The organism is Streptomyces vietnamensis, from assembly GCF_000830005.1.
GTDB lineage: Bacteria > Actinomycetota > Actinomycetes > Streptomycetales > Streptomycetaceae > Streptomyces > Streptomyces vietnamensis.
The window spans coordinates 6033054-6056668 of sequence record NZ_CP010407.1; the positions used below are offsets into that span (position 1 = coordinate 6033054).

24 protein-coding genes are annotated in these 23615 nt (G+C 71.8%); 18 read left to right on the forward strand and 6 right to left on the reverse strand.

Translation table 11 applies throughout. The features are described 5' to 3' along the window. The first annotated feature begins 19 nt into the window (after positions 1-19). The 8 genes from lepB (at position 20) to SVTN_RS27250 (ending at position 6633) form a co-directional block, all read left to right on the forward strand. Positions 20-787: a signal peptidase I gene (gene lepB, locus SVTN_RS27215; RefSeq protein WP_041131464.1), complete on the forward strand. Its 768-nt coding sequence runs from the start codon at positions 20-22 to the stop codon at positions 785-787. Beyond that, positions 784-1305 carry an NUDIX hydrolase gene (locus SVTN_RS27220; RefSeq protein ID WP_052499322.1) on the forward strand — a complete coding sequence of 174 codons (522 nt, stop codon included), beginning with the start codon at positions 784-786 and terminating at the stop codon, positions 1303-1305. Before lepB ends, SVTN_RS27220 begins: the two co-directional genes overlap by 4 nt. 55 nt (positions 1306-1360) lie before the next feature. After that, complete coding sequence (locus SVTN_RS27225) at positions 1361-1669, forward strand: DUF2469 domain-containing protein (protein ID WP_005311352.1); 309 nt, start codon at positions 1361-1363, stop codon at positions 1667-1669. 111 nt (positions 1670-1780) lie between these two features. Beyond that, complete coding sequence (locus SVTN_RS27230) at positions 1781-2146, forward strand: YraN family protein (protein ID WP_041131465.1); 366 nt, start codon at positions 1781-1783, stop codon at positions 2144-2146. Next, the gene (locus SVTN_RS27235) at positions 2146-3759 is read left to right on the forward strand and encodes a YifB family Mg chelatase-like AAA ATPase (RefSeq protein WP_041131466.1); all 1614 of its coding nucleotides are present in this window, start codon (positions 2146-2148) and stop codon (positions 3757-3759) included. The genes SVTN_RS27230 and SVTN_RS27235 overlap by 1 nt, the downstream gene beginning before the upstream one ends. Continuing rightward, a complete protein-coding gene (dprA, locus tag SVTN_RS27240) occupies positions 3756-4925 on the forward strand; it encodes a DNA-processing protein DprA (RefSeq protein WP_041131467.1) in 1170 nt (389 codons plus the stop codon). The genes SVTN_RS27235 and dprA overlap by 4 nt, the downstream gene beginning before the upstream one ends. Before the next feature lie 251 nt (positions 4926-5176). After that, positions 5177-6013: an RNA polymerase sigma factor WhiG gene (whiG, locus tag SVTN_RS27245; protein ID WP_041131468.1), complete on the forward strand. Its 837-nt coding sequence runs from the start codon at positions 5177-5179 to the stop codon at positions 6011-6013. A 53-nt stretch (positions 6014-6066) separates the two neighbouring features. Beyond that, on the forward strand, positions 6067-6633 hold the full coding sequence (locus SVTN_RS27250) for a TetR/AcrR family transcriptional regulator (RefSeq protein ID WP_041131469.1): 567 nt from the start codon (positions 6067-6069) through the stop codon (positions 6631-6633). On the opposite strand, the gene SVTN_RS27255 is transcribed toward SVTN_RS27250, so the two are convergent. Next, positions 6630-7082 (reverse strand): murein hydrolase activator EnvC family protein, encoded by a 453-nt coding sequence (locus tag SVTN_RS27255; RefSeq protein WP_041131470.1) that lies wholly within the window; start codon positions 7080-7082, stop codon positions 6630-6632. The two genes, SVTN_RS27250 and SVTN_RS27255, sit on opposite strands and share 4 nt — an antisense overlap. 256 nt (positions 7083-7338) lie before the next feature. Here SVTN_RS27255 and rpsB point away from each other — a divergent pair, with 256 nt between their 5' ends. From rpsB to SVTN_RS27305, 10 genes are all read left to right on the forward strand, one after another. Next, positions 7339-8211, forward strand: coding sequence for a 30S ribosomal protein S2 (gene rpsB, locus SVTN_RS27260; RefSeq protein WP_041134287.1), 873 nt, complete (start codon positions 7339-7341; stop codon positions 8209-8211). A gap of 102 nt (positions 8212-8313) precedes the next feature. Next, complete coding sequence (gene tsf, locus SVTN_RS27265; RefSeq protein WP_041131471.1) at positions 8314-9150, forward strand: translation elongation factor Ts; 837 nt, start codon at positions 8314-8316, stop codon at positions 9148-9150. A 163-nt stretch (positions 9151-9313) separates the two neighbouring features. Next, complete coding sequence (gene pyrH / locus SVTN_RS27270) at positions 9314-10078, forward strand: UMP kinase (protein ID WP_041134288.1); 765 nt, start codon at positions 9314-9316, stop codon at positions 10076-10078. Positions 10079-10172: 94 nt separating this feature from the next. Further along, positions 10173-10730, forward strand: coding sequence for a ribosome recycling factor (gene frr / locus SVTN_RS27275; RefSeq protein ID WP_030690629.1), 558 nt, complete (start codon positions 10173-10175; stop codon positions 10728-10730). After that, entirely contained in the window at positions 10730-11836 is a 1107-nt protein-coding gene (locus tag SVTN_RS27280; protein WP_041131472.1) for a phosphatidate cytidylyltransferase, read from the forward strand. Before frr ends, SVTN_RS27280 begins: the two co-directional genes overlap by 1 nt. A gap of 79 nt (positions 11837-11915) precedes the next feature. Continuing rightward, positions 11916-13022: a dual-specificity RNA methyltransferase RlmN gene (rlmN, locus tag SVTN_RS27285; protein WP_041131473.1), complete on the forward strand. Its 1107-nt coding sequence runs from the start codon at positions 11916-11918 to the stop codon at positions 13020-13022. Positions 13023-13241: 219 nt separating this feature from the next. After that, positions 13242-14336, forward strand: a complete 1095-nt coding sequence (locus SVTN_RS27290) for a thiamine ABC transporter substrate-binding protein (protein ID WP_041131474.1) — start codon at positions 13242-13244, stop codon at positions 14334-14336. Between the two features lie 68 nt (positions 14337-14404). Beyond that, positions 14405-16021, forward strand: a complete 1617-nt coding sequence (locus SVTN_RS27295) for an ABC transporter permease (RefSeq protein ID WP_041131475.1) — start codon at positions 14405-14407, stop codon at positions 16019-16021. Beyond that, entirely contained in the window at positions 16021-17043 is a 1023-nt protein-coding gene (locus SVTN_RS27300; protein WP_041131476.1) for an ABC transporter ATP-binding protein, read from the forward strand. Before SVTN_RS27295 ends, SVTN_RS27300 begins: the two co-directional genes overlap by 1 nt. A 75-nt stretch (positions 17044-17118) precedes the next feature. Next, positions 17119-17766, forward strand: a complete 648-nt coding sequence (locus SVTN_RS27305; protein WP_041131477.1) for a dihydrofolate reductase family protein — start codon at positions 17119-17121, stop codon at positions 17764-17766. 379 nt (positions 17767-18145) lie between these two features. Here the strand turns inward: SVTN_RS27305 and SVTN_RS27310 are convergent, their stop codons facing one another. The 5 genes from SVTN_RS27310 to SVTN_RS27330 all read right to left on the reverse strand — a co-directional run bounded on the left by SVTN_RS27310 (position 18146) and on the right by SVTN_RS27330 (position 23552). Continuing rightward, on the reverse strand, positions 18146-19282 hold the full coding sequence (locus SVTN_RS27310; protein ID WP_041131478.1) for an LOG family protein: 1137 nt from the start codon (positions 19280-19282) through the stop codon (positions 18146-18148). 289 nt (positions 19283-19571) lie between these two features. Further along, positions 19572-20723: a hypothetical protein gene (locus SVTN_RS27315; RefSeq protein ID WP_041131479.1), complete on the reverse strand. Its 1152-nt coding sequence runs from the start codon at positions 20721-20723 to the stop codon at positions 19572-19574. Next, complete coding sequence (locus SVTN_RS27320; RefSeq protein WP_041131480.1) at positions 20705-21433, reverse strand: ABC transporter ATP-binding protein; 729 nt, start codon at positions 21431-21433, stop codon at positions 20705-20707. Before SVTN_RS27320 ends, SVTN_RS27315 begins: the two co-directional genes overlap by 19 nt. Positions 21434-21681: 248 nt before the next feature. Then, on the reverse strand, positions 21682-23061 hold the full coding sequence (locus SVTN_RS27325; RefSeq protein WP_174518292.1) for an aspartate aminotransferase family protein: 1380 nt from the start codon (positions 23059-23061) through the stop codon (positions 21682-21684). After that, positions 23046-23552, reverse strand: a complete 507-nt coding sequence (locus SVTN_RS27330) for an Lrp/AsnC family transcriptional regulator (protein ID WP_041131482.1) — start codon at positions 23550-23552, stop codon at positions 23046-23048. Before SVTN_RS27330 ends, SVTN_RS27325 begins: the two co-directional genes overlap by 16 nt. Positions 23553-23615: the final 63 nt, after the last annotated feature.

The following is a 23615-nucleotide window of genomic DNA, read 5'->3' on the forward strand; positions in this document are numbered from 1 at the left end:
AGACCTACGGGGTGCGCACATGAGCGGAACCATACGGACCAAGGGCGGCCACGGCCGCCTCGGCAGCGTGCTGTCGGGGCTGGCCGTGGCCGTCGGCTGTGTGCTCTTCCTCGGCGGATTCGTCTGGGGAGCCGTGCTCTACCAGCCGTTCACCGTCCCCACCGACTCCATGACCCCGACCATCGACGTCGGGTCCAAGATCCTCGCCGAGCGGATCGACGGGGACGAGGTGCGGCGCGGTGACGTCGTCGTCTTCAAGGACCCCCTGTGGGGCGCCTCGCCCATGGTCAAGCGCGTCGCCGGCGTCGGCGGCGACACCGTCGCCTGCTGCGACCGCGACGGGCGGCTCACCGTGAACGGCACGCCCGTCGTCGAGCCGTACCTGCGGCCCGGGGCCGACGGCCGGACCGTCGCCTCGGGGCAGGAGTTCTCCGTGACCGTCCCCAAGGACAGCCTCTTCCTCCTCGGCGACGACCGGAACGTCTCGCTCGACTCCCGTACGCACCTGGAGGACGCCGGACAGGGCTCCGTGCCCCGCTCCATGGTCGTCGGCAGGGTCGACGCCGTCGTCTGGCCCGCCAAGGGTCTCCTGGAGCCCGCCACGGGCTTCGCCGGACTCCCGGGCGGCGGCTCGCGACCGGGACCGTTCAAGGAGCTCCTCACGGCGATCACGGCCGGCACCGCGCTGATCCTCGTGGGCTCCGCGTACGGTCCGGTGGCGCGCCGCCTGACCCGCCGCCGGCCCGAGGGGCCGCGACCGGGCGTACGGGAGAAGGTGGGGGCATGACGGACACGGACACGGCTGCGGGAGCGGGGCTCGTCGCGCGACAGGTCGCGCGGGTCGTGCTGCTCGATCCCGACGACCGCATCCTGCTCCTGCACGGCTACGAGCCCGAGGACCCGGCCGACACCTGGTGGTTCACCCCGGGCGGCGGCCTGGAGGGCGACGAGACCCGGGAGGAGGCGGCGCTGCGCGAACTCGCGGAGGAGACCGGCATCACCGAGGTCGACCTCGGCCCCGTGCTCTGGAAGCGGTTCTGCTCCTTCCCCTTCGACGGGCGCCGCTATGACCAGGACGAGTGGTACTACCTGGCCCGCACCCGTGGGACCGAGGCCGCGCCCCGGCCGCAGGCCCTCACGGAACTGGAGACCCGCAGCCTCGCGGGCCTGAGATGGTGGACCTCCGCCGAACTGTCGGCGGCCCGTGAGACGGTGTACCCGACCAGGCTCGCCGAGCTGCTGCGCACGCTGCTCGACGAGGGACCTCCGAGTGCACCGGTGGTTCTCGCCCCGGAAATCGTTTAGGGGCGCGTACGACTGGCGCACAATAGGGGGACGCACGGCTGAAGGGGAACATGCCATGAGCGCCGAGGACCTCGAGAAGTACGAGACCGAGATGGAGCTGAAGCTCTACCGGGAGTACCGCGACGTCGTCGGGCTGTTCAAATACGTGATCGAGACCGAGCGGCGCTTCTACCTCACCAACGACTACGAGATGCAGGTGCACTCGGTGCAGGGCGAGGTCTTCTTCGAGGTCAGCATGGCCGACGCCTGGGTCTGGGACATGTACAGGCCCGCCAGGTTCGTCAAGCAGGTCCGCGTCCTGACCTTCAAGGACGTGAACATCGAGGAGCTCAACAAGAGCGACCTCGAACTGCCCGGCAGCTGACTCGGCCCTCACTCCCAGGAGTGAGGGAGTTTTCCACAGCCTCCCGCCCGTCCACAGCGCCGCACGCGGTCCGCCGCACTCCGTCACAGTCGGTGACGGAGGTGGTACCGCATGAACAGGACCCAAGCCCTCGGACGGTACGGGGAGGAGCTGGCGACCCGCCGGCTCACCGCGACCGGCATGCACATCCTCGCCCGCAACTGGCGCTGCGGCCGGACCGGCGAGATCGACATCGTCGCCCGCGACGGCGACACCCTCGTCATCTGCGAGGTCAAGACCCGACGCGACGGCCACTACGAACACCCGATGGCCGCCGTCACACCGCGCAAGGCCGAGCGGCTCCGCCGCCTCGCCGACTGCTGGCTCGACCGCAGCGACAGCCCGGCCCCCGCCGGCGGCGTCCGCATCGACCTCGTCGGCATCGTCCTGCCGCGCAAGGGCGCCCCCGTCCTCACCCACGCCCAGGGGGTGGCCTGATGGGATTCGCCCGCACCTGCTCCGTCGCCCTCGTCGGCGTCGAAGGCGTCGTCGTCGAGGTCCAGGCCGACCTCGAACCCGGCGTCGCCGCCTTCACCCTCGTCGGCCTCCCCGACAAGAGCCTCAGCGAGAGCCGCGACCGGGTCCGCGCCGCCGTCGTCAACTCCGGCGCCGAATGGCCCCAGAAGAAGCTGACCGTCGGCCTCAGCCCGGCATCCGTCCCGAAGGGCGGCTCGGGATTCGACCTGGCCGTGGCCGCGGCCGTCCTCGGCGCCGCCGAGCGGATCGACCCGCGGGCCATCGCCGACCTCGTCCTCATCGGCGAACTCGGCCTCGACGGGCGCGTCCGGCCCGTCCGCGGCGTCCTGCCCGCCGTCCTCGCCGCCGCCGACGCCGGGTACAGCCAGGTCGTCGTCCCCGAACAGACCGCGGGCGAGGCCTCCCTCGTGCCCGGCGTCTCCGTCCTCGGCGTCCGCAGCCTCCGCCAGCTGATCGCCGTCCTCGCCGACGAACCCGTCCCCGACGAGGAGGCCGCCGAGGAAGGCCGGCCCGACTCCATGCTCGCCGGACTCCTCGTCCCCGGCGCCGGGATCGGCACCGGACTCGCCGCCGACCCCGCCGAAGGACCCGACCTCGCCGACGTCGCAGGCCAGCACCGGGCCCGCCTCGCCCTGGAGATCGCCGCCGCGGGCAGCCACCACCTGCTCCTCTCCGGCCCACCGGGCGCCGGAAAGACCATGCTGGCCGAGCGCCTCCCCGGCATCCTCCCGCCCCTCACCCGGCAGGAGTCCCTGGAGGTCACCGCCGTCCACTCCGTCGGCGGCATCCTCCCGCCTGGCGAACCCCTCGTCCGCCGCGCCCCCTACTGCGCACCCCACCACTCCGCCACCATGCAGTCCCTCGTCGGCGGCGGGAACGGCCTTCCCAGGCCCGGCGCCGTCTCGCTCGCCCATCGAGGCGTACTTTTCCTCGACGAGGCTCCCGAGTTCTCCGGCAAGGCCCTCGACGCGCTCCGCCAGCCCCTCGAATCCGGGCACGTCGTCATCGCCCGCGCCGCCGGCGTCGTCCGCCTCCCCGCCCGCTTCCTCCTCGCCCTCGCCGCCAACCCCTGCCCCTGCGGACGGCACACCCTGTACGGCGCCGGCTGCGAATGCCCCGCCTCCGTCATCCGCCGCTACCAGGCACGACTCTCCGGACCCCTGCTCGACCGCGTCGACCTCCGCGTGGAGGTCGAACCCGTCACCCGCGCCGACCTCCTCGGACAGGGCGGCCGGGGCGAGACCACCGCCACCGTCGCCGCCCGCGTCCACGAAGCCCGGGCCCGCGCCGCCGCACGCCTCGCCGGTACCCCCTGGAGGGTGAACAGCGAGATCCCCGGACACGAGCTGCGCACCCGCTACCTCGCCGCACCCGGCGCCCTCGCCACCGCCGAACGCGACATCGAACGCGGACTGCTCACCGCCCGCGGCCTCGACCGCGTCCTCCGCGTCGCCTGGACCGTCGCCGACCTGACCGGCCACGACCGGCCCGACAGCCAGGACATCGCCCTCGCCCTCGAACTGCGCACCGGCGTCGCCCGCGGCGTGCCCGTCGGAGCGGGGGAGTGCGCATGACCACCACACCCGTGCCCACGGACGAGCACCTGGCCCGCGCGACCCTCAGCCGCGCCGTCGAGCCCGGCGACGAACACGCCGGCCGCTGGCTCCGCCAGTACGGCGCCACCGGCTTCCTCGACCGCCTCCTCCACACCGGGGAGGACCTCGGAGCCTTCCCCGGCACCGGAGCCAAACGCATCGCCTCCTGGCGACAACGGGCCATCGCCGCCCGCCCCGGCCACGACCTCGACACCGTCCACGGCCTCGGCGGCCGCTTCCTCGTCCCCGGCGACACCGAATGGCCACGTCAACTCGACGACCTCGGCGACGCCCGCCCCATCGGCCTCTGGGTCCGCGGCCCGGCCGACCTCCGCACCTGGGCCCTGCGCTCCGTCGCCCTCGTCGGCGCCCGCGCCTGCACCCCGTACGGCGCCCACACCGCCACCGACCTCGCCGCCGGCCTCAGCCGACAGGGCTGGGTCGTCGTCTCCGGAGCCGCCTACGGCATCGACGGCGCCGCCCACCGGGGCGCCCTCGCCGCCGGCGGAGCCACCGTCGCCGTCCTCGCCTGCGGCGTCGACACCCCGTACCCCCGCGGCCACGACCGGCTCATCCGGCGCGTCGCGGAACAGGGCCTCGTCATCGGCGAGTTGCCACCCGACAGCCACCCCACCCCCAGCCGCTTCATCCTCCGCAACCGCGTCATCGCCGCCCTCACCCGGGGAACGGTCGTCGTCGAGGCCCAGCACCGCAGCGGCTCCCTCGTCACCGCACGCGCCGCCGGGCGCCTCGGCCGCCACACCATGGGCGTCCCCGGCCCCGTCACCAGCGCCCTCTCCGCCGGCGTCCACGAGCTGCTGCGCGGCGACGCCACCCTCGTCACCGACGCCGACGAGATCATCGAGCTCGTCGGGGACATCGGACAGCTCGCCCCCGCGCGCCGGGGCCCCGTCCTGCCCCGCGACCTCCTCGCCCCCGCCACCGCACACATTCTCGAAGCGGTCCCCGCCCGCGGCCCCACGCCCACCACCGTCATCGCCCGCCGCGCCGGAACCACCCCGGACGACACCCTCGCCAAGCTGTACGAACTCCACTCACTCGGCTTCGTCGAACGGCACGGGGAGGGATGGCAGTTGACGAACACGGCGACAGAAGCGTCGAACGCGCGGCGAGGCGGTACTTGACCTGGGGCATTCGGGTGAAAAGGTGATGGGGATGAACAACCGAGTTCTCTCGGTCGCATCCGAGGGGCCGACGCGCGCCACGGCCCCGGTTCGAAGATGTGGCCGACGGCGTCCACCCGGAGCGGCGCGATCCACCGATGTTCGCGCACCGCGACAGCGCACTCACGCTACGCTCACCAGGATTCCCTCCAGGACACCCCTCAGGACACCCACCCCGACGCACCCGACGGCAGAACGGCTCAAGGCAACGCATGCCCCAGCACACCTCCGGGTCTGACCGCGCTGCGGTGCCCCCAGCAGCCCGGGGCACCGTGCGACCACCCGCACCGACCTCGCTCGACGAGCTGTGGCGCTCGTACAAGGACACCGGCGACGAGCGGCTGCGGGAGCAGCTGATCCTGCACTACTCGCCGCTCGTCAAATACGTCGCCGGACGGGTCAGCGTGGGGCTGCCGTCCAACGTGGAACAGGCCGACTTCGTCTCCTCCGGCGTCTTCGGCCTCATCGACGCCATCGAGAAGTTCGACGTCGAGCGGGCGATCAAGTTCGAGACGTACGCGATCACCCGCATCCGCGGCGCCATGATCGACGAACTCCGCGCCCTGGACTGGATCCCGCGCTCCGTCCGCCAGAAGGCCCGCAACGTCGAGCGCGCCTACGCCACCCTCGAAGCCCAGCTCCGCCGGACCCCCTCCGAGAGCGAGGTCGCCGCGGAGATGGAGATCACGCTGGAGGAACTGCACGCGGTTTTCAGCCAGTTGTCCCTGGCGAACGTGGTCGCCCTGGAAGAGCTGCTGCACGTCGGCGGCGAGGGCGGCGACCGGCTCTCCCTCATGGACACCCTCGAGGACACCGCCGCCGACAACCCCGTCGAGGTCGCCGAGGACCGCGAGCTGCGTCGGCTGCTCGCCCGCGCCATCAACACGCTCCCCGAGCGCGAGAAGACCGTCGTCACGCTCTACTACTACGAGGGCCTGACCCTCGCCGAGATCGGCCACGTCCTCGGCGTCACCGAGAGCCGGGTCAGCCAGATCCACACCAAGTCCGTCCTCCAGCTCCGCGCCAAGCTGGCCGACGTCGGCCGCTGAGGCTTGCGGGCCGGTCGTACAGTGGAGCCGTGCCCAGGATTCGAGCGGCCTCGGTGGCCGAGCACCGGACCATGCAGCGCGGCGCCCTCCTGGACGCCGCGCGTTCCCTGCTGTCCGAGGGCGGTACGGAGGCGCTGACCTTCCCCGCCCTCGCCGAGCGCACCGGCCTCGCCCGCTCGTCGGTCTACGAGTACTTCCGGTCCCGCGCCGCCGTCGTCGAAGAACTGTGCGCCGTCGACTTCCCCGTCTGGGCCGCCGAGGTCGAGGCCGCCATGGCCGGCGCCGACACGCCCCACGGCAAGGTCGAGGCGTACGTCCGCACGCAGCTGGACCTCGTCGGGGACCGCCGCCACCGGGCCGTCGTCGCCATCTCGGCGAGCGAGCTCGACGACGGCGCCCGCGAGAAGATCCGCGCGGCCCACGGCGGCCTCGTCGCCATGATCGTCGAAGCCCTCGCCGCCCTGGGCCAGCCCGAGCCCCGCCTGGGCGCCATGCTCCTCCAGGGCGTCGTCGACGCCGCCGTCCGCCGCATCGAGCTCGGCGCGGCCGAGGACCCCACGGCCATCGCCGAAGCAGCGGTCACCATGGCACTCCACGGAGTGGCCGGCCCCTCGGCCTAGCCACCGGCGAGCGGGAGCAGCCGGGACGGCGGCCTTCTCGTCAGCAGGAGCGGGTTCAGATAGATCTCGCCCCTCAGGAGGCCCCAGTGGAGGCAGGACCGAGGGCAGTGGGGGCTCTCCGTGACCTCGGCGATCGGGGTGCCCGGTGCGACCCGGGTGCCCCGGGGGACCAGCGGGGTCACCGGGGTGAAGGTCGTGCGGAGCGGGGGAGCACCCGTGCCCGGCAGGGTGAGGGTGACGGCGCCGCGGCCGCCCACCGGGCCGGCGAACGTGACCGTGCCCGCCGCCGGGGCGAGCACCGGGGTGCCCGGAGGCGCGGCGAGGTCCACGCCGCGATGACCCGCTGCGTACGGGCCGGGCGGGGGCTGCCAGCCGCGGAGGATCTCCGGCGGGGGCGGGCCCACCGGCCAGAGGAGGGTCAGGGTCGCGAGCAGGGTGAACAGATGCATGAGGGAAGGGTTTCCCGGGTGTTCGGTTCGTTCCGGTAACCGACGGTATCTGTGGACTACTCGCCGGTTGTGGACAGCGCCGTCACCCAGCGCTCCCGGGGTCCCGTACACTTCCTATGGCGACTCGGGTCACCGGGTCGACTTCGCACGCCCCGCCACCTGTCTCTCAGGCGGGTGGCAGCGCCTTTCGGTCCCTCTGGGGCATGGCGCGCCGGGGCGTCAGGAACACAAAACCGAGAAAACCAAGGAGATGGCCATGGCCGTCGTCACGATGCGGGAGCTGCTGGAGAGCGGCGTCCACTTCGGTCACCAGACCCGTCGCTGGAACCCGAAGATGAAGCGCTTCATCTTCACCGAGCGCAACGGCATCTACATCATCGACCTGCTCCAGTCGCTGTCGTACATCGACCGCGCCTACGAGTTCGTCAAGGAGACCGTCGCGCACGGCGGCTCCATCATGTTCGTCGGTACGAAGAAGCAGGCCCAGGAGGCCATCGCCGAGCAGGCGACGCGTGTCGGCATGCCGTACGTCAACCAGCGTTGGCTCGGTGGCATGCTCACCAACTTCTCCACCGTCTACAAGCGTCTGCAGCGCCTCAAGGAGCTCGAGCAGATCGACTTCGAGGACGTCGCCGCCTCGGGTCTCACCAAGAAGGAGCTCCTGGTCCTCTCCCGCGAGAAGGCCAAGCTGGAGAAGACCCTCGGTGGTATCCGCGAGATGCAGAAGGTGCCGAGCGCCGTCTGGATCGTCGACACCAAGAAGGAGCACATCGCCGTCGGTGAGGCGCGCAAGCTCCACATCCCGGTCGTCGCGATCCTCGACACCAACTGCGACCCCGACGAGGTCGACTACAAGATCCCGGGCAACGACGACGCGATCCGCTCCGTCACCCTGCTCACCCGCGTGATCGCCGACGCCGTCGCCGAGGGCCTCATCGCCCGCTCCGGCGCCGCGACCGGCGACTCGAAGCCGGGCGAGAAGGCCGCCGGCGAGCCCCTCGCCGAGTGGGAGCGCGACCTCCTCGAGGGCGAGAAGAAGGCTGACGAGGCTGTCGAGGCCCCCGCCGCCGAGGCCGCTCCGGCCGAGGCCGCCGCCGAGGCTCCGGCCGCGGACGCCGAGCAGGCCTGACCCTTCAGGACCTTCGGGTGACGACGGCGGGGGCCCACGAAGCCCCCGCCGTCCACCCGTGGACCCGCCCGATCTTTCAGACTTCGAGAGAGAAACAGACTCATGGCGAACTACACCGCCGCTGACGTCAAGAAGCTCCGCGAGCTCACCGGCGCCGGCATGATGGACTGCAAGAAGGCCCTGGACGAGGCCGACGGCAACGTCGACAAGGCCGTCGAGGCGCTCCGTATCAAGGGCCAGAAGGGCGTCGCCAAGCGCGAGGGCCGCTCTGCCGAGAACGGCGCCGTGGTCTCCCTCATCGCCGACGACAACACCTCCGGCGTCCTCGTCGAGCTGAAGTGCGAGACGGACTTCGTCGCCAAGGGCGAGAAGTTCCAGGCCGTCGCCGCCGAGCTGGCCAAGCACGTCGCCGCCACCGCCCCGGCCGACATCGAGGCGCTGCTCGCCTCCGAGATCGAGCCCGGCAAGACCGTGCAGGCGTTCGTCGACGAGGCCAACGCCAACCTCGGCGAGAAGATCGTCCTGGACCGCTTCGCGCAGTACGCCGACGGCTTCGTGTACGCGTACATGCACCGCACGATGCCCGACCTGCCGCCGCAGATCGGTGTCCTCGTCGAGTTCGACAAGGCCGACGCCGACGTCGCCAAGGGTGTCGCCCAGCACATCGCCGCCTTCGCGCCGAAGTACCTCACCAAGGAAGACATTCCGGCCGAGGTCGTCGAGTCCGAGCGTCGCATCGCCGAGGAGACCACCCGCGCCGAGGGCAAGCCCGAGGCCGCGATCGCCAAGATCGTCGAGGGTCGCGTCAACGGCTTCTTCAAGGACGCCACGCTGCTCGGCCAGCCGTACGCCCTCGACAACAAGAAGTCCGTCCAGAAGGTCCTGGACGAGGCCGGTGTCACCCTGAAGCGCTTCACCCGCATCAAGGTCGGCATCTGAGTCCGTACGCGAACGCGACGGACGCCGGACCCCGGTAGGGTCTGAAGCAGTCGTCCGCGCCCGCGCAGGACGACCGCAGATCTGACGAGGAGGCCATTGCCGCACGGGATACCGAGAGGACCCAAGGCAATGGCCTCCTTCGTATGTGCACGAGGAGATCTCCATGAACCAGGGCGCCGTACAGGGCGACGACAACAACGGCAAGAAGGCCGGCCGCTACATGCTGAAGCTGTCCGGAGAAGCTTTCTCCGGCGGTACCGGCCTGGGCGTCGACCCCGATGTCGTGCACGCCATCGCGCGTGAGATCGCGGCCGTCGTCCGCGACGGCGCGGAGATCGCGATCGTGATCGGCGGGGGCAACTTCTTCCGCGGCGCCGAGCTCCAGCAGCGCGGCATGGACCGGGCCCGCTCCGACTACATGGGCATGCTCGGCACCGTGATGAACTGCCTCGCGCTCCAGGACTTCCTGGAGAAGGAGGGCATCGACTCCCGCGTCCAGACCGCCATCACCATGGGCCAGGTCGCCGAGCCGTACATCCCGCTGCGCGCCGTGCGGCACCTGGAGAAGGGCCGCGTGGTCATCTTCGGTGCGGGCATGGGCATGCCGTACTTCTCCACGGACACCACCGCCGCCCAGCGCGCCCTGGAGATCGACGCCGAGGCCCTGCTCATGGGCAAGAACGGCGTGGACGGCGTCTACGACTCCGACCCGAAGAAGAACCCCGACGCGGTCAAGTTCGACGCCCTCGAGTACGGCGAGGTGCTCTCCCGCGATCTCAAGGTCGCCGACGCCACCGCCATCACCCTGTGCCGGGACAACAACCTCCCGATCCTCGTCTTCGAACTGCTCACCGAGGGCAATATCGCTCGCGCGGTGAAGGGTGAGAAGATCGGCACGCTCGTGAGCGACCAGGGCACCCGGGCCTGACCCGAACCGGGGAACCGCCCCGCAAGGGGATGGACAGAGCCCTGCCGGTCGTACACCGTGCAGGACACAACGCGACGACACGCAGGAGCAAGTGGTGATCGAAGAGACCCTCCTCGAGGCCGAGGAGAAGATGGAGAAGGCCGTCGTGGTCGCCAAGGAGGACTTCGCCGCGATCCGCACCGGCCGTGCGCACCCGGCGATGTTCAACAAGATCGTGGCCGACTACTACGGTGCCATCACCCCCATCAACCAGCTGGCGTCCTTCTCCGTCCCGGAGCCGCGCATGGCCGTGGTGACGCCGTTCGACAAGAGCGCCCTGCGCAACATCGAGCAGGCGATCCGGGACTCGGACCTCGGGGTCAACCCGAGCAACGACGGCAACATCATCCGCGTGGTGTTCCCCGAGCTGACCGAGGAGCGCCGCCGGGAGTACATCAAGGTCGCCAAGGGCAAGGCCGAGGACTCGAAGATCTCGATCCGCTCGGTCCGCCGCAAGGCCAAGGAGACCATCGACAAGTTCGTCAAGGACGGCGAGGTCGGCGAGGACGAGGGCCGCCGCGCCGAGAAGGAGCTCGACGACACCACCGCGAAGTACGTCGCGCAGGTGGACGAGCTGCTCAAGCACAAGGAAGCCGAGCTGCTCGAGGTCTGATGAACGACTCTTCCTGGGGGGCGCCGGCCGGTTCAGGCCTCGGCGGACCCGACCAGGGGCCTGCCCCGGCGGGTCCCGCATACGATCGGCAGCAGGCGGCGCAGACTCGGCCCATGCCCATCGTGCCCGACGTTCCCGCCGGCGGATTCCAGGACGGTCACGGCCGGGGGGCCGCTCACCCGAGCGGTCCCCTGTTCCGTGACGAGACGCCGCACGAGCACCCGCAGGAGCCCATGTCCAGCCCCACCCCGCCTCCGCCGCCCGCGCCCTCGTCGGCGCCCCGGCAGAAGAAGAGCGCGGGCCGTGACCTGGGCGCGGCCATAGGGGTCGGGGTCGGCCTCGGCGCCGTCATCATCGCGTCGCTGTTCATCTGGAAGCCGGCGTTCGTCGGGGTGATAGCGGTCGCCGTGGTCGTCGGCCTCTGGGAGCTCACCTCCCGCCTCCAGGAGCGCAAGGCGATCAAGGCTCCGCTGGTCCCGCTCGCGGTCGGCGGCGCGGCGATGGTCGTCGCCGGCTACGTCCGGGGCGCCGAGGGCGCCTGGGTGGCGATGGCCCTGACGGCGCTCGCGGTGCTCGTCTGGCGGATGACGGAGCCTCCCGAGGGCTACCTGAAGGACGTCACGGCGGGGGTCTTCGCCGCGTTCTACGTGCCGTTCCTGGCGACGTTCGTGGCGCTGCTGCTGACCGCGGACGACGGGCCGCAGCGGGTGCTGACCTTCCTGATCCTGACCGTGGTCAGCGACACCGGGGCGTACGCGATCGGCTGGCGCTTCGGCAAGCACAAGCTGGCCCCGCGGATCAGCCCCGGCAAGACCCGGGAGGGTCTGGTCGGCGCGGTGACGTTCGCGATGGGGGCGGGCGCGCTGTGCATGCAGTTCATGATCGACGACGGCGTCTGGTGGCAGGGCCTGATCCTCGGTCTGGCGGTGGCGGCGAGCGCGACGCTCGGCGACCTCGGCGAGTCCATGATCAAGCGCGACCTGGGCATCAAGGACATGGGCACGCTGCTGCCGGGGCACGGCGGCATCATGGACCGCCTGGACTCCCTGCTGCCGACGGCGCCGGTGGTGTGGCTGCTGATGGCCCTGTTCGTAGGCACCGCCTGAGCAGGAGTTTTGTACGGAAGGGCTCGTTGTCCACAGGGCGGCGGGCCCTTCCTCGTATCTCTGCGACACTGGTATCACCATGCCGAAGCCCGGAGAACTCACTTTCGTCGCCCCCCGCGGAGCCAAGAAGCCGCCGCGGCACCTGGCCGACCTCTCGCCCGCCGAGCGGAAGGAGGCCGTCGCCGCGATCGGCGAGAAGCCGTTCCGCGCCAAGCAGCTGTCCACGCACTACTTCGCGCGGTACGCGCACGACCCCGCCGAGTGGACCGACATCCCGGCCGCCTCGCGGGAGAAGCTGGCCGGGGAGCTGCTGCCCGACCTGATGTCCGTGGTGCGGCACATCTCGTGCGACGACGACACCACCCGCAAGACCCTGTGGAAGCTGCACGACGGCACGCTCGTGGAGTCGGTGCTCATGCGCTACCCCGACCGGGTGACCATGTGCATCTCCTCGCAGGCCGGCTGCGGGATGAACTGCCCGTTCTGCGCGACCGGGCAGGCGGGCCTCGACCGGAACCTGTCGACCGCCGAGATCGTGCACCAGATCGTGGACGGCATGCGGGCCCTGCGCGACGGGGAGGTGCCCGGGGGACCGGCGCGGCTCTCCAACATCGTGTTCATGGGCATGGGCGAGCCGCTCGCCAACTACAAGCGGGTCGTCGGCGCCATCCGGCGGCTGACCGACCCCGAGCCGGACGGGCTCGGGCTCTCGCAGCGCGGCATCACCGTCTCCACCGTCGGCCTCGTCCCCGCGATGCTGCGCTTCGCCGACGAGGGCTTCAAGTGCCGCCTCGCCGTCTCGCTGCACGCGCCCGACGACGAGCTCCGCGACACCCTCGTGCCCGTCAACACGCGCTGGAAGGTCCGCGAGGTCCTCGACGCGGCCTGGGAGTACGCGGAGAAGTCCGGGCGCCGGATCTCCATCGAGTACGCCCTCATCCGGGACATCAACGACCAGGCCTGGCGCGGCGACCTGCTCGGCAAGCTGCTCAAGGGCAAGCGGGTGCACGTCAACCTGATCCCGCTGAACCCGACGCCCGGCTCGAAGTGGACGGCCTCCCGCCCGGAGGACGAGAAGGCCTTCGTCGAGGCGATCGCCCGCCACGGCGTGCCGGTGACCGTCCGGGACACCCGCGGTCAGGAGATCGACGGCGCCTGTGGACAGCTCGCGGCCGCCGAGCGCTGACCTTGTAGTCTGAGCTCGAACACATCTCCATATTCCGACAGGGGAGCGCCACAGCGCTGAGAGTGCGGTAACCGTAGACCGCAGACCCTCTGAACCTCGCCCAGGTCATTCTGGGTAGGAAGTTCGGTCGTAACTCAAGCTGTTGCGCCCTGCCCGCGTCCGGTCCGCCGGACGTGGGCAGGGCCGCGTCTCTTCCTGGTCATACCCAGGAGGAATCCAGTGAGCATCAAGAAGGCCGCCGCCACCGCGCTCGTCGCGGCACTCGGCGTCACGAGCCTCGCCGCGTGCGGCACCGACGACGCGCGGGGCGCGGCCGGCAAGACCGACCAGCCCGCGCCGAAGACGGTGACGCTGGTGAGCCACGACTCGTTCAACGCCTCCAAGGAAGTCCTCGCCGACTTCACCAAGCAGACCGGTTTCACGGTCAAGGTGCTGAAGAGCGGCGACGCCGGCGAGGCCGTCAACAAGGAGATCCTGACCAAGGGCTCCCCGCAGGGCGACGTCTTCTTCGGCGTCGACAACACGCTGCTCTCCCGCGCCCTCGACAACGGGATCTTCGTCCCGTACGAGGCGAAGGGCCTGGACCGGGTCCCGGCGGCGTACCAGCTCGACAAGGAGCACCGGGTCACCCCGATCGACTCCGGCGACATCTGCGTCAACTACGACAAGAAGTACTTCGCCGACAAGAAGCTGGCGCCGCCGCAGACCTTCGACGACCTCGTGAAGCCGGCGTACAAGAACCTCCTCGTGGTGGAGAACCCCGAGCTGTCCTCCCCGGGCCTCGGCTTCCTCCTCGGCACGGCCGCCAAGTACGGCGACGAGGGCTGGCAGGACTACTGGAAGAAGCTCAAGGCCAACGGCGTGAAGACCGTCGACAGCTGGGAGCTCGCCTACAACCAGGAGTTCTCCGGCTCGGCCGGCGGCAAGCAGGCCAAGGCCGACCGTCCGCTCGTCGTGTCGTACGCCTCCAGCCCGCCGGCCGAGGTGCTGTACGGCGAGCCGCAGCCGAAGGTGGCGCCCACCGGCGTCTCCACCGGGACCTGCTTCCGCCAGATCGAGTTCGCGGGCCTGCTGAACGGCGCGAAGAACCCCGAGGGCGGCAAGGCGCTGATCGACTTCCTGATCTCCAAGAAGTTCCAGGAGGACATGCCGCTCCAGATGTTCGTCAACCCGGTGGCGAAGGACGCGGCCCTGCCGGAGCTGTTCACCAAGCACGGCGTGGTGATCGACAAGCCGGAGACCATGGCGCCCGAGAAGATCGCCGAGAAGCGTGACCCGTGGATCCAGCAGTGGTCGTCGCTCGTCCTGAAGTAAGGCGTCCTGAAGCAAGGCGTCCTGGAGCAAGGCGAGACGTCCGGGGGAGCGCGACGCGGCTGGGGTTCATGGCCCTGCCCGTCGCGTTCTTCGGGGTCTTCTTCGCCTGGCCCGTCGTGTCCATCGTGGACCGGGGACTCAGGCCCGCCGGGGCGTGGGACCTCGGCCGGGTCGGGGCGACCCTGTCGCGGCCGGACATCCTCGACGTGCTCGGCTTCACCGTGTGGCAGGCGCTCGCCTCCACCGGCCTCACCCTCCTGGTCGCGCTGCCCGGGGCGTACGTCTTCGCCCGCTTCGACTTCCCCGGCAAGAGCGTGCTGAGGGCCGTCGTCACCGTGCCGTTCGTGCTGCCGACCGTCCTCGTCGGCACGGCGTTCCTGGCGCTCGTCGGCCGGAACGGGCTCACCGACGAGCTGTGGGGGCTGCGGCTCGACACCAGCGTGTGGGCGATCCTCCTCGCACACGTCTTCTTCAACTACGCGGTCGTCGTCCGGACCGTCGGCGGCCTCTGGTCGCAGCTCGACCCCCGCCAGGAGGAGGCCGCCCGGGTCCTCGGCGCCTCCCGCTGGACGGCCTGGCGGACGGTGACGCTGCCCGCGCTGGCGCCGGCGGTGGCGGCGGCCGCCCTGATGGTCTTCCTCTTCACCTTCACCTCCTTCGGCGTCGTGCAGATCCTCGGCGGGGACGCGTACACCACCCTCGAGGCCGAGATCTACCGGCAGACCGCCCGGCTGCTCGACCTGCAGACGGCCGCCGTGCTCACGCTCGTGCAGTTCGCGGCCGTGGGCGCGATCCTCGGCGTGCACGCCTGGACGGTACGGAGGCGGGAGACCGCGCTGCGGCTCGTGGCCCCGGAGTCGACCGCGCGCCGGCCGCGCGGCGCCGGGCAGTGGGCACTGCTCACGGGTGTCCTCGTCTCGGTGGCGCTGCTGATCCTGCTGCCGCTCGGCGTGCTCGTGGAGCGGTCCTTCGCCGGGCCGGACGGGTACGGGCTGCGCTACTACCGGGCGCTCGGCTCGCTCGACGAGGCCGGGACCTTCCTCGTCCCGCCCCTGGAGGCCATCGGGAACTCGCTGCGGTACGCGGTGGCCGCCACCGCCATCGCCGTGGTGATCGGCGGACTCGCGGCGGCGGCGCTCACCCGGCGGCGGGCCGGACGGCTCGTACGGGGCTTCGACGCGCTGCTCATGCTGCCGCTCGGGGTCTCCGCCGTGACCGTCGGCTTCGGCTTCCTCATCACCCTCGACGAGCCGCCGTTCGACCTGCGGGCCAGCTGGATCCTCGTACCGCTCGCCCAGGCCCTGGTCGGCGTCCCCTTCGTCGTACGCACGATGCTGCCGGTGCTGCGCGCGGTGGACGAGCGGCTGCGGGAGGCGGCGGCCGTGCTCGGCGCCTCGCCGTGGCGGGCCTGGCGGGAGGTGGACCTGCCGCTGGTGCGGCGGGCGCTGCTCATCGCGGCCGGGTTCGCGTTCGCGGTGTCGCTCGGCGAGTTCGGGGCGACCGTCTTCATCGCCCGGCCCGAGAGCCCGACGCTGCCGGTGGCGGTGGCCCGGCTGCTCGGCCGGCCAGGCGAGCTCAACTACGGCCAGGCGATGGCCCTCTCGACGATTCTGATGGTGGTGTGCGCGGTGTCCCTGCTGCTGCTCGAACGGCTCCGCACCGACCGGACCTCCGGGGAGTTCTGATGCTTTCGATCGAGGACGCGACCGTACGGTTCGGTCAGCGGGCCGTGCTCGACGCCGTGGACCTGGAGGTCGCCGAGCACGAGATCGTGTGCGTGCTCGGCCCCAGCGGCAGCGGCAAGTCCACGATGCTGCGGGCCGTCGCAGGGCTCCAGCCGCTCGACGGGGGCCGGGTGCTGCTCGGCGACGCCGACCAGGCCGGGGTGCCGGTGCACCGGCGGGGCGTCGGCCTCATGTTCCAGGACCACCAGCTGTTCCCGCAGCGGGACGTCGGCGGCAACGTCGCCTTCGGGCTGCGCATGCGGGGCGCGGGGAAGGCCGAGCAGGCGGAGCGGGTGCGGGAGCTGCTCGACCTCGTCGGCCTCCCGGGCGCCGAGCGGCGCTCCGTCGCCGCGCTCTCCGGCGGCGAGCAGCAGCGGGTGGCGCTCGCCCGCGCCCTGGCGCCCCGGCCCCGGCTCCTGATGCTCGACGAGCCGCTCGGCCAGCTCGACCGGGGACTGCGGGAGCGGCTCGTCGTGGAGCTGCGGCAGCTCTTCGGGCGGCTCGGGACGACGGTCCTCGCCGTCACCCACGACCAGGGCGAGGCCTTCGCGCTCGCCGACCGGCTCGTGGTCATGCGGGACGGGCGGATCGCCCAGTCGGGTGCGCCGGACGAGGTGTGGCGGCGGCCCGCGTCGGAGTTCGTGGCGCGCTTCCTCGGCTTCGACAACGTGGTGACGGCACGGGTGACGGGGACGGTCGCGCAGACCGTGTGGGGCAAGGTCCCGGTCCCGGACGGCTCGCCGGAGGGGGAGCGGCGGCTCCTCGTCCGCCCGGGCGGAGTACGGCTCGTGGAGTCGCGTCCCGTCTGGACGGTGGAGTCCCGGACCTTCCGGGGCAGCCAGGTCCTCGTACGGCTCCGCCCGGCCGAGGGGCCCGCCCTGGAGGCCGAGATCCCGCTGCGGGAGGCACCGGAGGAGGGCGCCGGGGTGGGCGTGGAGTTCCGGGCGGAGGACGTGGTGGTGCTGGGGGACGACATCCCGTAGAGGTGCGATGAGTTTTCGCGGCCGGTGGAGTCTCCTTGGTGTTCGTCGTTTTTTCGACCATGCGGGAGGCAGACCGTGGGCCAGTTGCTCAGAGTTCAGAACTTCAACGTCTCGTCCGACGGATTCGGCGCCGGTGAGGGCCAGAGCCTGGAGCGGCCGTTCGGGCACGCGGAGCCCGGGGAGATGTTCTCCTGGGCCGGGGCCACCGCGAGCTGGCCGATGCGGACCGACCCGGGCGGCAGCCGGGGCCTCGACGACTACCTGACGCGGGACTACGCGCGGAACATCGGTGCCGAGATCATGGGCCGCAACAAGTTCTCGCCCCTGCGCGGGCCTTGGGAGAACGAGGACTGGCGCGGCTGGTGGGGCGACGAGCCGCCGTTCCGCACACCGGTGTTCGTGCTGACCCACCATCCGCGCCCGTCGTTCACGCTCTCCGACACGACGTTCCACTTCGTCGACGCGGACCCGGCGACGGTGCTCGCGCAGGCGAAGGAGGCGGCCCAGGGGAAGGACGTCCGCCTCGGCGGCGGCGCCGCCACGATCCGGGAATTCCTGGACGCCGACCTCGTCGACACCCTGCACGTCGCGGTCTCACCGGTGAAGCTGGGCTCCGGGTCACGGCTCTGGGAGTCCCCCGAGGAGCTGTACGACCGCTTCCACTGCGACGTGGTGCCGAGCCCGGGCGGCAAGGTGACGCACCACCTCTTCTGGCGCAAGTGACGCCCGACTGGCGCGACGCCCAGCCCGTTGCGGGCCCGCGCCCCGCGCCCGTGCGGGCGGCGCCCTCCGCCCGGGGCTTCGCCCCGCCCCGTGTGGCCCCGCGCCCGGCTGGGCGTCGCCCCGCTGCCGTGTGGGCAATCGTCCCGCTGGGGCGGGACGGGTGGGCACACGGGACGGCGCCCTTCAGCGGCGCCTCCGCGTTCCGCGCCTGGACCCGCACCACCGCTGCGGCGCGCTGCCGGTGCGGGTTCGGGCGCGGGAGCCTCGGGCGCCGGCAGGGCGCGGGTCCGTTGTGCCCACCCGTTCCGCCCCAGCGGAACGATTGCCCACAACGGGGCGGGCGCCGCCCACAACGGGGGTGGGCGCCCCGGCGGCTCCGCTACGTCCCCAGGCGTTTCAGCGCCTCCGGGGCCTCGTCGATCGAGTCCACCAGGGCGATCCGGGTCGCCATCGGGCGGCCGGCGGCGAGGGTCTCCAGGAGGGGCCAGGCCGGGAGGTGGGTGGTCCAGTGGGCGCGGTTGACCAGGATCATCGGGGTCGGGGCGCCCCGGGAGCCGTAGTAGTTCGGGGTCGCGTTGTCGAAGATCTCCTGGACCGTGCCCGCCGCGCCCGGCAGGAAGACGATGCCCGCCGTCGAGCGGGCGAGCAGGCCGTCCTCCCGGGTGGCGTTGGCGAAGTACTTGGCGATGTGGCCGGCGAAGGGGTTCGGCGGCTCGTGGCCGTAGAACCAGGTGGGGATGCCGACCGAGTCCCCGCCGTCCGGCCACATCGCCCGTACCGCGAAGGCCGCCCGGGCCCAGTCCGTCACCGAGGGGGTGAACGACGGGGCCTCGGAGAGGAGGTCGAGCGCCCCCGCCAGGGCGTCGTCGTCGAAACGCGCCAGGTACGCGCCGAGGTTCGCGGCCTCCATCGCGCCCGGTCCGCCGCCGGTCGCCACGGTGAGCCCGGCGCGGGCCAGGGACATGCCGAGCCGGGCGGCGCCCGCGTACGCCTCGGTGCCCCGGCCCATCGCATGCCCGCCCATGACGCCGACGACCGGGGCCCCGTCGAGGTGTTCGTCGAGGGCGTCGGAGACGGCGTCGTCGTGGAGGGAGCGGAGTATCGAGGAGAGGATGTCGCCGTCGGCCCTGGTCCGGCCGAACCACGCGTACGCGAGGAAGTCGGGCGTCGACTCGTACCCGGTCTCGGCGATCCCCGCGAAGAGCTCCTCGGGGGTGTAGAGCCTGGCCCGGTAGGGGTCGAAGGGCAGTTCGGGGACGGGCGGGAAGACGAGGGCCCCGTCGGCGCGGACCTTGGCGGCGGCCTCCGGCTCCATGGGGCAGCCGAGGAAGACGGCCTCGGCGGTGGCGGCGGTGAGCAGGGCGAAGGTCCGGCCGGTGAGGTCGACCGACTGGATCCGCTGTCCGGCGAGCGAGCCGGGGCGGGCGAGCGCCGCGTCGAACTCGGCGAGGGTGTGGATCTCGCGTCCGTGCCCGCGTGGTCCGGGCGGGCGGTGTGCCGGGGGAAGCGTCGCCATGGGCCCACGATAGGGGCCGCCGTGACGGGCGGCCCCTCGGGAAGTCCGGCCGACCGGGCCGCACTCGGCCGCACTCGGGAAGTCCGGCCGACCGGGCCGCACTCGGCCGCACTCGGGAAGTCCGGCCGACCGGGCCGGCTTCGCGGCGTCCGGCACCGCTTCCTGATGCGGCCTGTTCGGCGGGCCGCCCCCTGATGCGGCCTGTTCGGGGCCGCCCCCTGGTCCGGCCTGTTCGGCGGGCTGCCCCCTGGTCCGGTCTGTTCGGCGGCCGCCCCTTCGTGCGGGTCGCTCAGCCGGTCAGCGGCAGGGCCGCCAGTTCCGCCACCGCCCAGGTCAGCGGTGCGAAGACGACGAGCAGTGCGCCCGCGCGCAGCAGGGCCGCCGTGCGCAGGACCGTGGGCGGGGCGCCGATGCGGAGGAGGGCCTCGGTGGTGTGGGCGCGGCCCTGCCGGGATTCCAGCGCGGCGGTCAGGAGGGTGGCGGTGGTGCAGGCCAGGATGAGGGCCGCGCCGAGGCCGGTGAGCGGGCCGAAGGCGTCGGAGCCCGCGTCCGCGTCGTACAGCGCGGCCGCCGCGAGCGTTCCGGAGATCACCGCGCTGACCACGCCGAGCGGCCGGCCGATGCGGCGGGACTCGTCCATCAGGACGCGGCCCGCGAGCAGCCGGGTGGCGCCCGGCCGGACGGCCTGGAGGAGCCGGCCGCAGCCGTGGGTGAGGCCCGGGCCCGCCAGGGCGAGGCCCACGGCGGTGAGGACCCAGCCGGCGAGGACGCCCGCCGGGTTGCCGTCGAAGCCGCCCGGCAGCGGGAGGCCGCTCCGGGAGTCGCTCTGCGCCGCGTACGTCTCGATCGCGAGGCCGACCGCGACGAGGGCGACGCCCCAGGGCAGCCCGGACGGCATCGTCTTCTCGGCGCCCTCCGGTGCGGCGGGCGCGGTGCGGGGGCGCAGCGCCAGACCGGCCGCCGTGGCGGCGACGACCGGCAGGACGGCGAGCAGCGTGAGGGCGGCCGCGAGCGGGACCGGCTGGTCGGCGGCGAGGAGCCCGGCGGCCGCCCCGTCGAAGGGCAGGCCCGTGATGTCGCCGCGCAGGTGCAGGTAGAACAGGAGGGCGACCAGGGAGCCGAGCGTGCAGGCGACGGCCGTCGAGGCGGCGGCGATCGCGGTGAGCCGGGCGGGGCCGAGGCCGACGGCGGAGAGCCCGGGGCGCGGCCGGGTGCTGGGGTCGGTGCGGGCCACCGCGACGGCGAACTGCACGGTGGCGGCGAGCGGCAGGACGCACCAGAGGAGCCGCAGCACGGAGGCCGAGGACCGTTCCGGGTGCCCGACGGCGTATCCGAGGGTGCAGAGCAGGAGGAAGCCCACCCCCGCGGCCGCGGCGGCCACGAGGAGCCGGCGCGTCAGGACGAGGGGGTGGGTCCCGCGGGCTAGACGGAGAGCGAGCACGCGGCGACGCCCTCCGCCCCTGACGTCGGGGGTACGGTGCCGGCCCGGCGTCCGTCGAGCAGGGGAACCGTGCGGTCGGCGAGCGCCGCGACCTCGCCGTCGTGGGTGGCGAGGAGCACGGTGATGCCGTGCGAGCGGGCCGCGGCCGTCAGGGTGCGCAGGACCTGCGCGCCGTCGGCCCGGTGCAGGGTCGCGGTGGGTTCGTCGGCGAAGAGGACCGACGGGGTGGTGACCAGGGCGCGGGCGATCGCGATCCGCTGGCGCTGGGACTGGGTGAGGGCGTGCGGACGTTTGCGGGCGCAGCCGCCGATGTCGAGCCGCTCCAGCCACTCGGTGGCGGCGGTCTTCGCGGCCCGGTGGGAGACCCCGCGGAGCAGCAGCGGCAGGGCGGTGTTCTCCCAGCCGGTGAGCTCGGGGACGAGGCCGGGCTCGGGGTCGATCCAGCCGAAGCGGTCGCGCCGGAGCCGTTCGCGCTGGGCGGGGGCCAGGGTGTGCACGGGGGCGCTGTTGAACCAGACCTCGCCCTGCTGGGCGACGAGCTGGCCGGAGAGACAGCGCAGGAGGGTGGTCTTGCCGCTGCCGCGGGGGCCGACGACGGCGAGGATCTCTCCTTCGCGGACGCCGAGGGAGACGCCGCTGAGGGCGTCCGAACCGCCCAGGGAGCAGTGCAGGGAACGCGCCCAGAGCACGTCGTTGTCCGGTGGGGCCATCGCGTACACCTCGATGTCGGATCCGATACTCGCCTTCCCCCGCCCGGGGGAACGAAGGGACGGGCCTGTCGGTCACTCGGCACCGTAAGGATTCAGATCCGGTTGTACGGACAGCACACGGCCCGGGCGGCCGCCATCCACTCGGATGGCGGCATGCCCGGGCCGTGGGGTCACGCCGTGAGGGCGGCGTGATGCTGGGAGGACCGCCGTGGTTCGGTCCTTACAGCTCGGCTCTTACAGCCTGGTTCCTACAGCTTGGTCCACGCCTCGGTGAGCACGTTGCGCAGGATGCCCTCGATCTCGTCGAAGGTGCCCTGGTCGGCGATCAGCGGCGGGGCCAGCTGGATGACCGGGTCGCCACGGTCGTCGGCGCGGCAGTACAGGCCGGCGTCGTACAGCGCCTTGGAGAGGAAGCCGTACAGGACGCGCTCCACCTCCTCGTCGTTGAAGGACTCCTTGGTGGCCTTGTCCTTGACGAGCTCGATGCCGTAGAAGAAGCCGTTGCCGCGGACGTCGCCGACGATCGGGAGGTCGTGCAGCTTCGACAGCGTCGAGTAGAAGGCGCCCTCGTTGTCCAGCACGTGCTGGTTGAGGCCTTCCTTGTCGAAGATGTCGAGGTTGGCGATCGCGACCGCCGAGGACACCGGGTGGCCACCGAAGGTGTAGCCGTGCAGGAAGGTGTTGTCGCCCTTGTAGAACGGCTCGGCGATGCGGTCCGAGACGATGCAGGCACCGATCGGGGAGTAGCCCGAGGTCATGCCCTTGGCGCAGGTGATCATGTCCGGCACGTAGCCGAACTTGTCACAGGCGAACATCGTGCCGAGGCGGCCGAAGGCGCAGATCGTCTCGTCGGAGACGAGCAGCACGTCGTACTGGTCGCAGATCTCGCGGACGCGCTGGAAGTAGCCGGGCGGCGGCGGGAAGCAGCCACCGGCGTTCTGCACCGGCTCCAGGAAGACGGCCGCGACGGTCTCGGGGCCCTCGAAGAGGATCTGCTGCTCGATCTGGTCGGCGGCCCAGCGGCCGAAGGCCTCGGGGTCGTCGCCGTGGATCGGGGCGCGGTAGATGTTGGTGTTCGGCACCTTGTGCGCGCCGGGGACCAGCGGCTCGAAGGGGGCCTTCAGGGCCGGCAGACCGGTGATGGACAGGGCGCCCTGCGGGGTGCCGTGGTAGGCGACCGCACGCGAGATGACCTTGTACTTGGTGTGCTTGCCCTGCAGCTTGAAGTACTGCTTGGCGAGCTTCCACGCGGTCTCGACGGCCTCGCCGCCACCGGTGGTGAAGAAGACCTTGTTCAGGTCGCCCGGGGCGTAGTCGGCGAGGCGCTCGGCGAGCTCCACGGCCTTGGGGTGCGCGTACGACCACACGGGGAAGAACGCGAGCTCCTGGGCCTGCTTGTACGCGACCTCGGCCAGCTCCTGGCGGCCGTGTCCGGCGTTGACCACGAAGAGACCCGCGAGACCGTCGAGGTAGCGCTTGCCCTTGTCGTCGAAGATGTAGGTGCCCTCACCACGCACGATGGTGGGGACGGGGTTGTTCTCGTAGGACGACATGCGGGTGAAGTGCATCCACAGGTGGTCGTACGCGGTCTTGGACAGGTCCTGGGTCACGGTTATCGAGTTCCCCACATATAGGTCTGCTTCTTGAGCTTGAGGTAGACGAAGCTCTCCGTGGAGCGCACGCCGGGGAGGGTGCGGATGCGCTTGTTGATCACATCCAGCAGGTGATCGTCGTCCTCACAGACGATCTCCACCATGAGGTCGAAGGAGCCCGCGGTCATCACCACGTACTCGCATTCAGCCATGGCCGTCAGCGCGTCCGCGACCGGATCCAGGTCACCCTCGACGTTGATGCCGACCATCGCCTGCCGCCGGAATCCCACGGTGAGCGGGTCGGTGACGGCGACGATCTGCATGACGCCCTGGTCGAGCAGCTTCTGGACGCGCTGCCTCACGGCTGCTTCGGAGAGGCCGACGGCCTTTCCGATCGCCGCGTAGGGACGGCGTCCGTCCTGCTGGAGCTGTTCGATGATCGCCAGGGAGACGGCATCGATCGTCGGGGACGAACCGGTTCCGGTTCTTGAGTGGTTGCTTTGACTTGCCACGACTTCACTGTGCACCGAGATTGTCCGTCGTGCAAGCCCGGAGCGATGAAATTCGTTGTGAAGGGCTCCTGATCATGC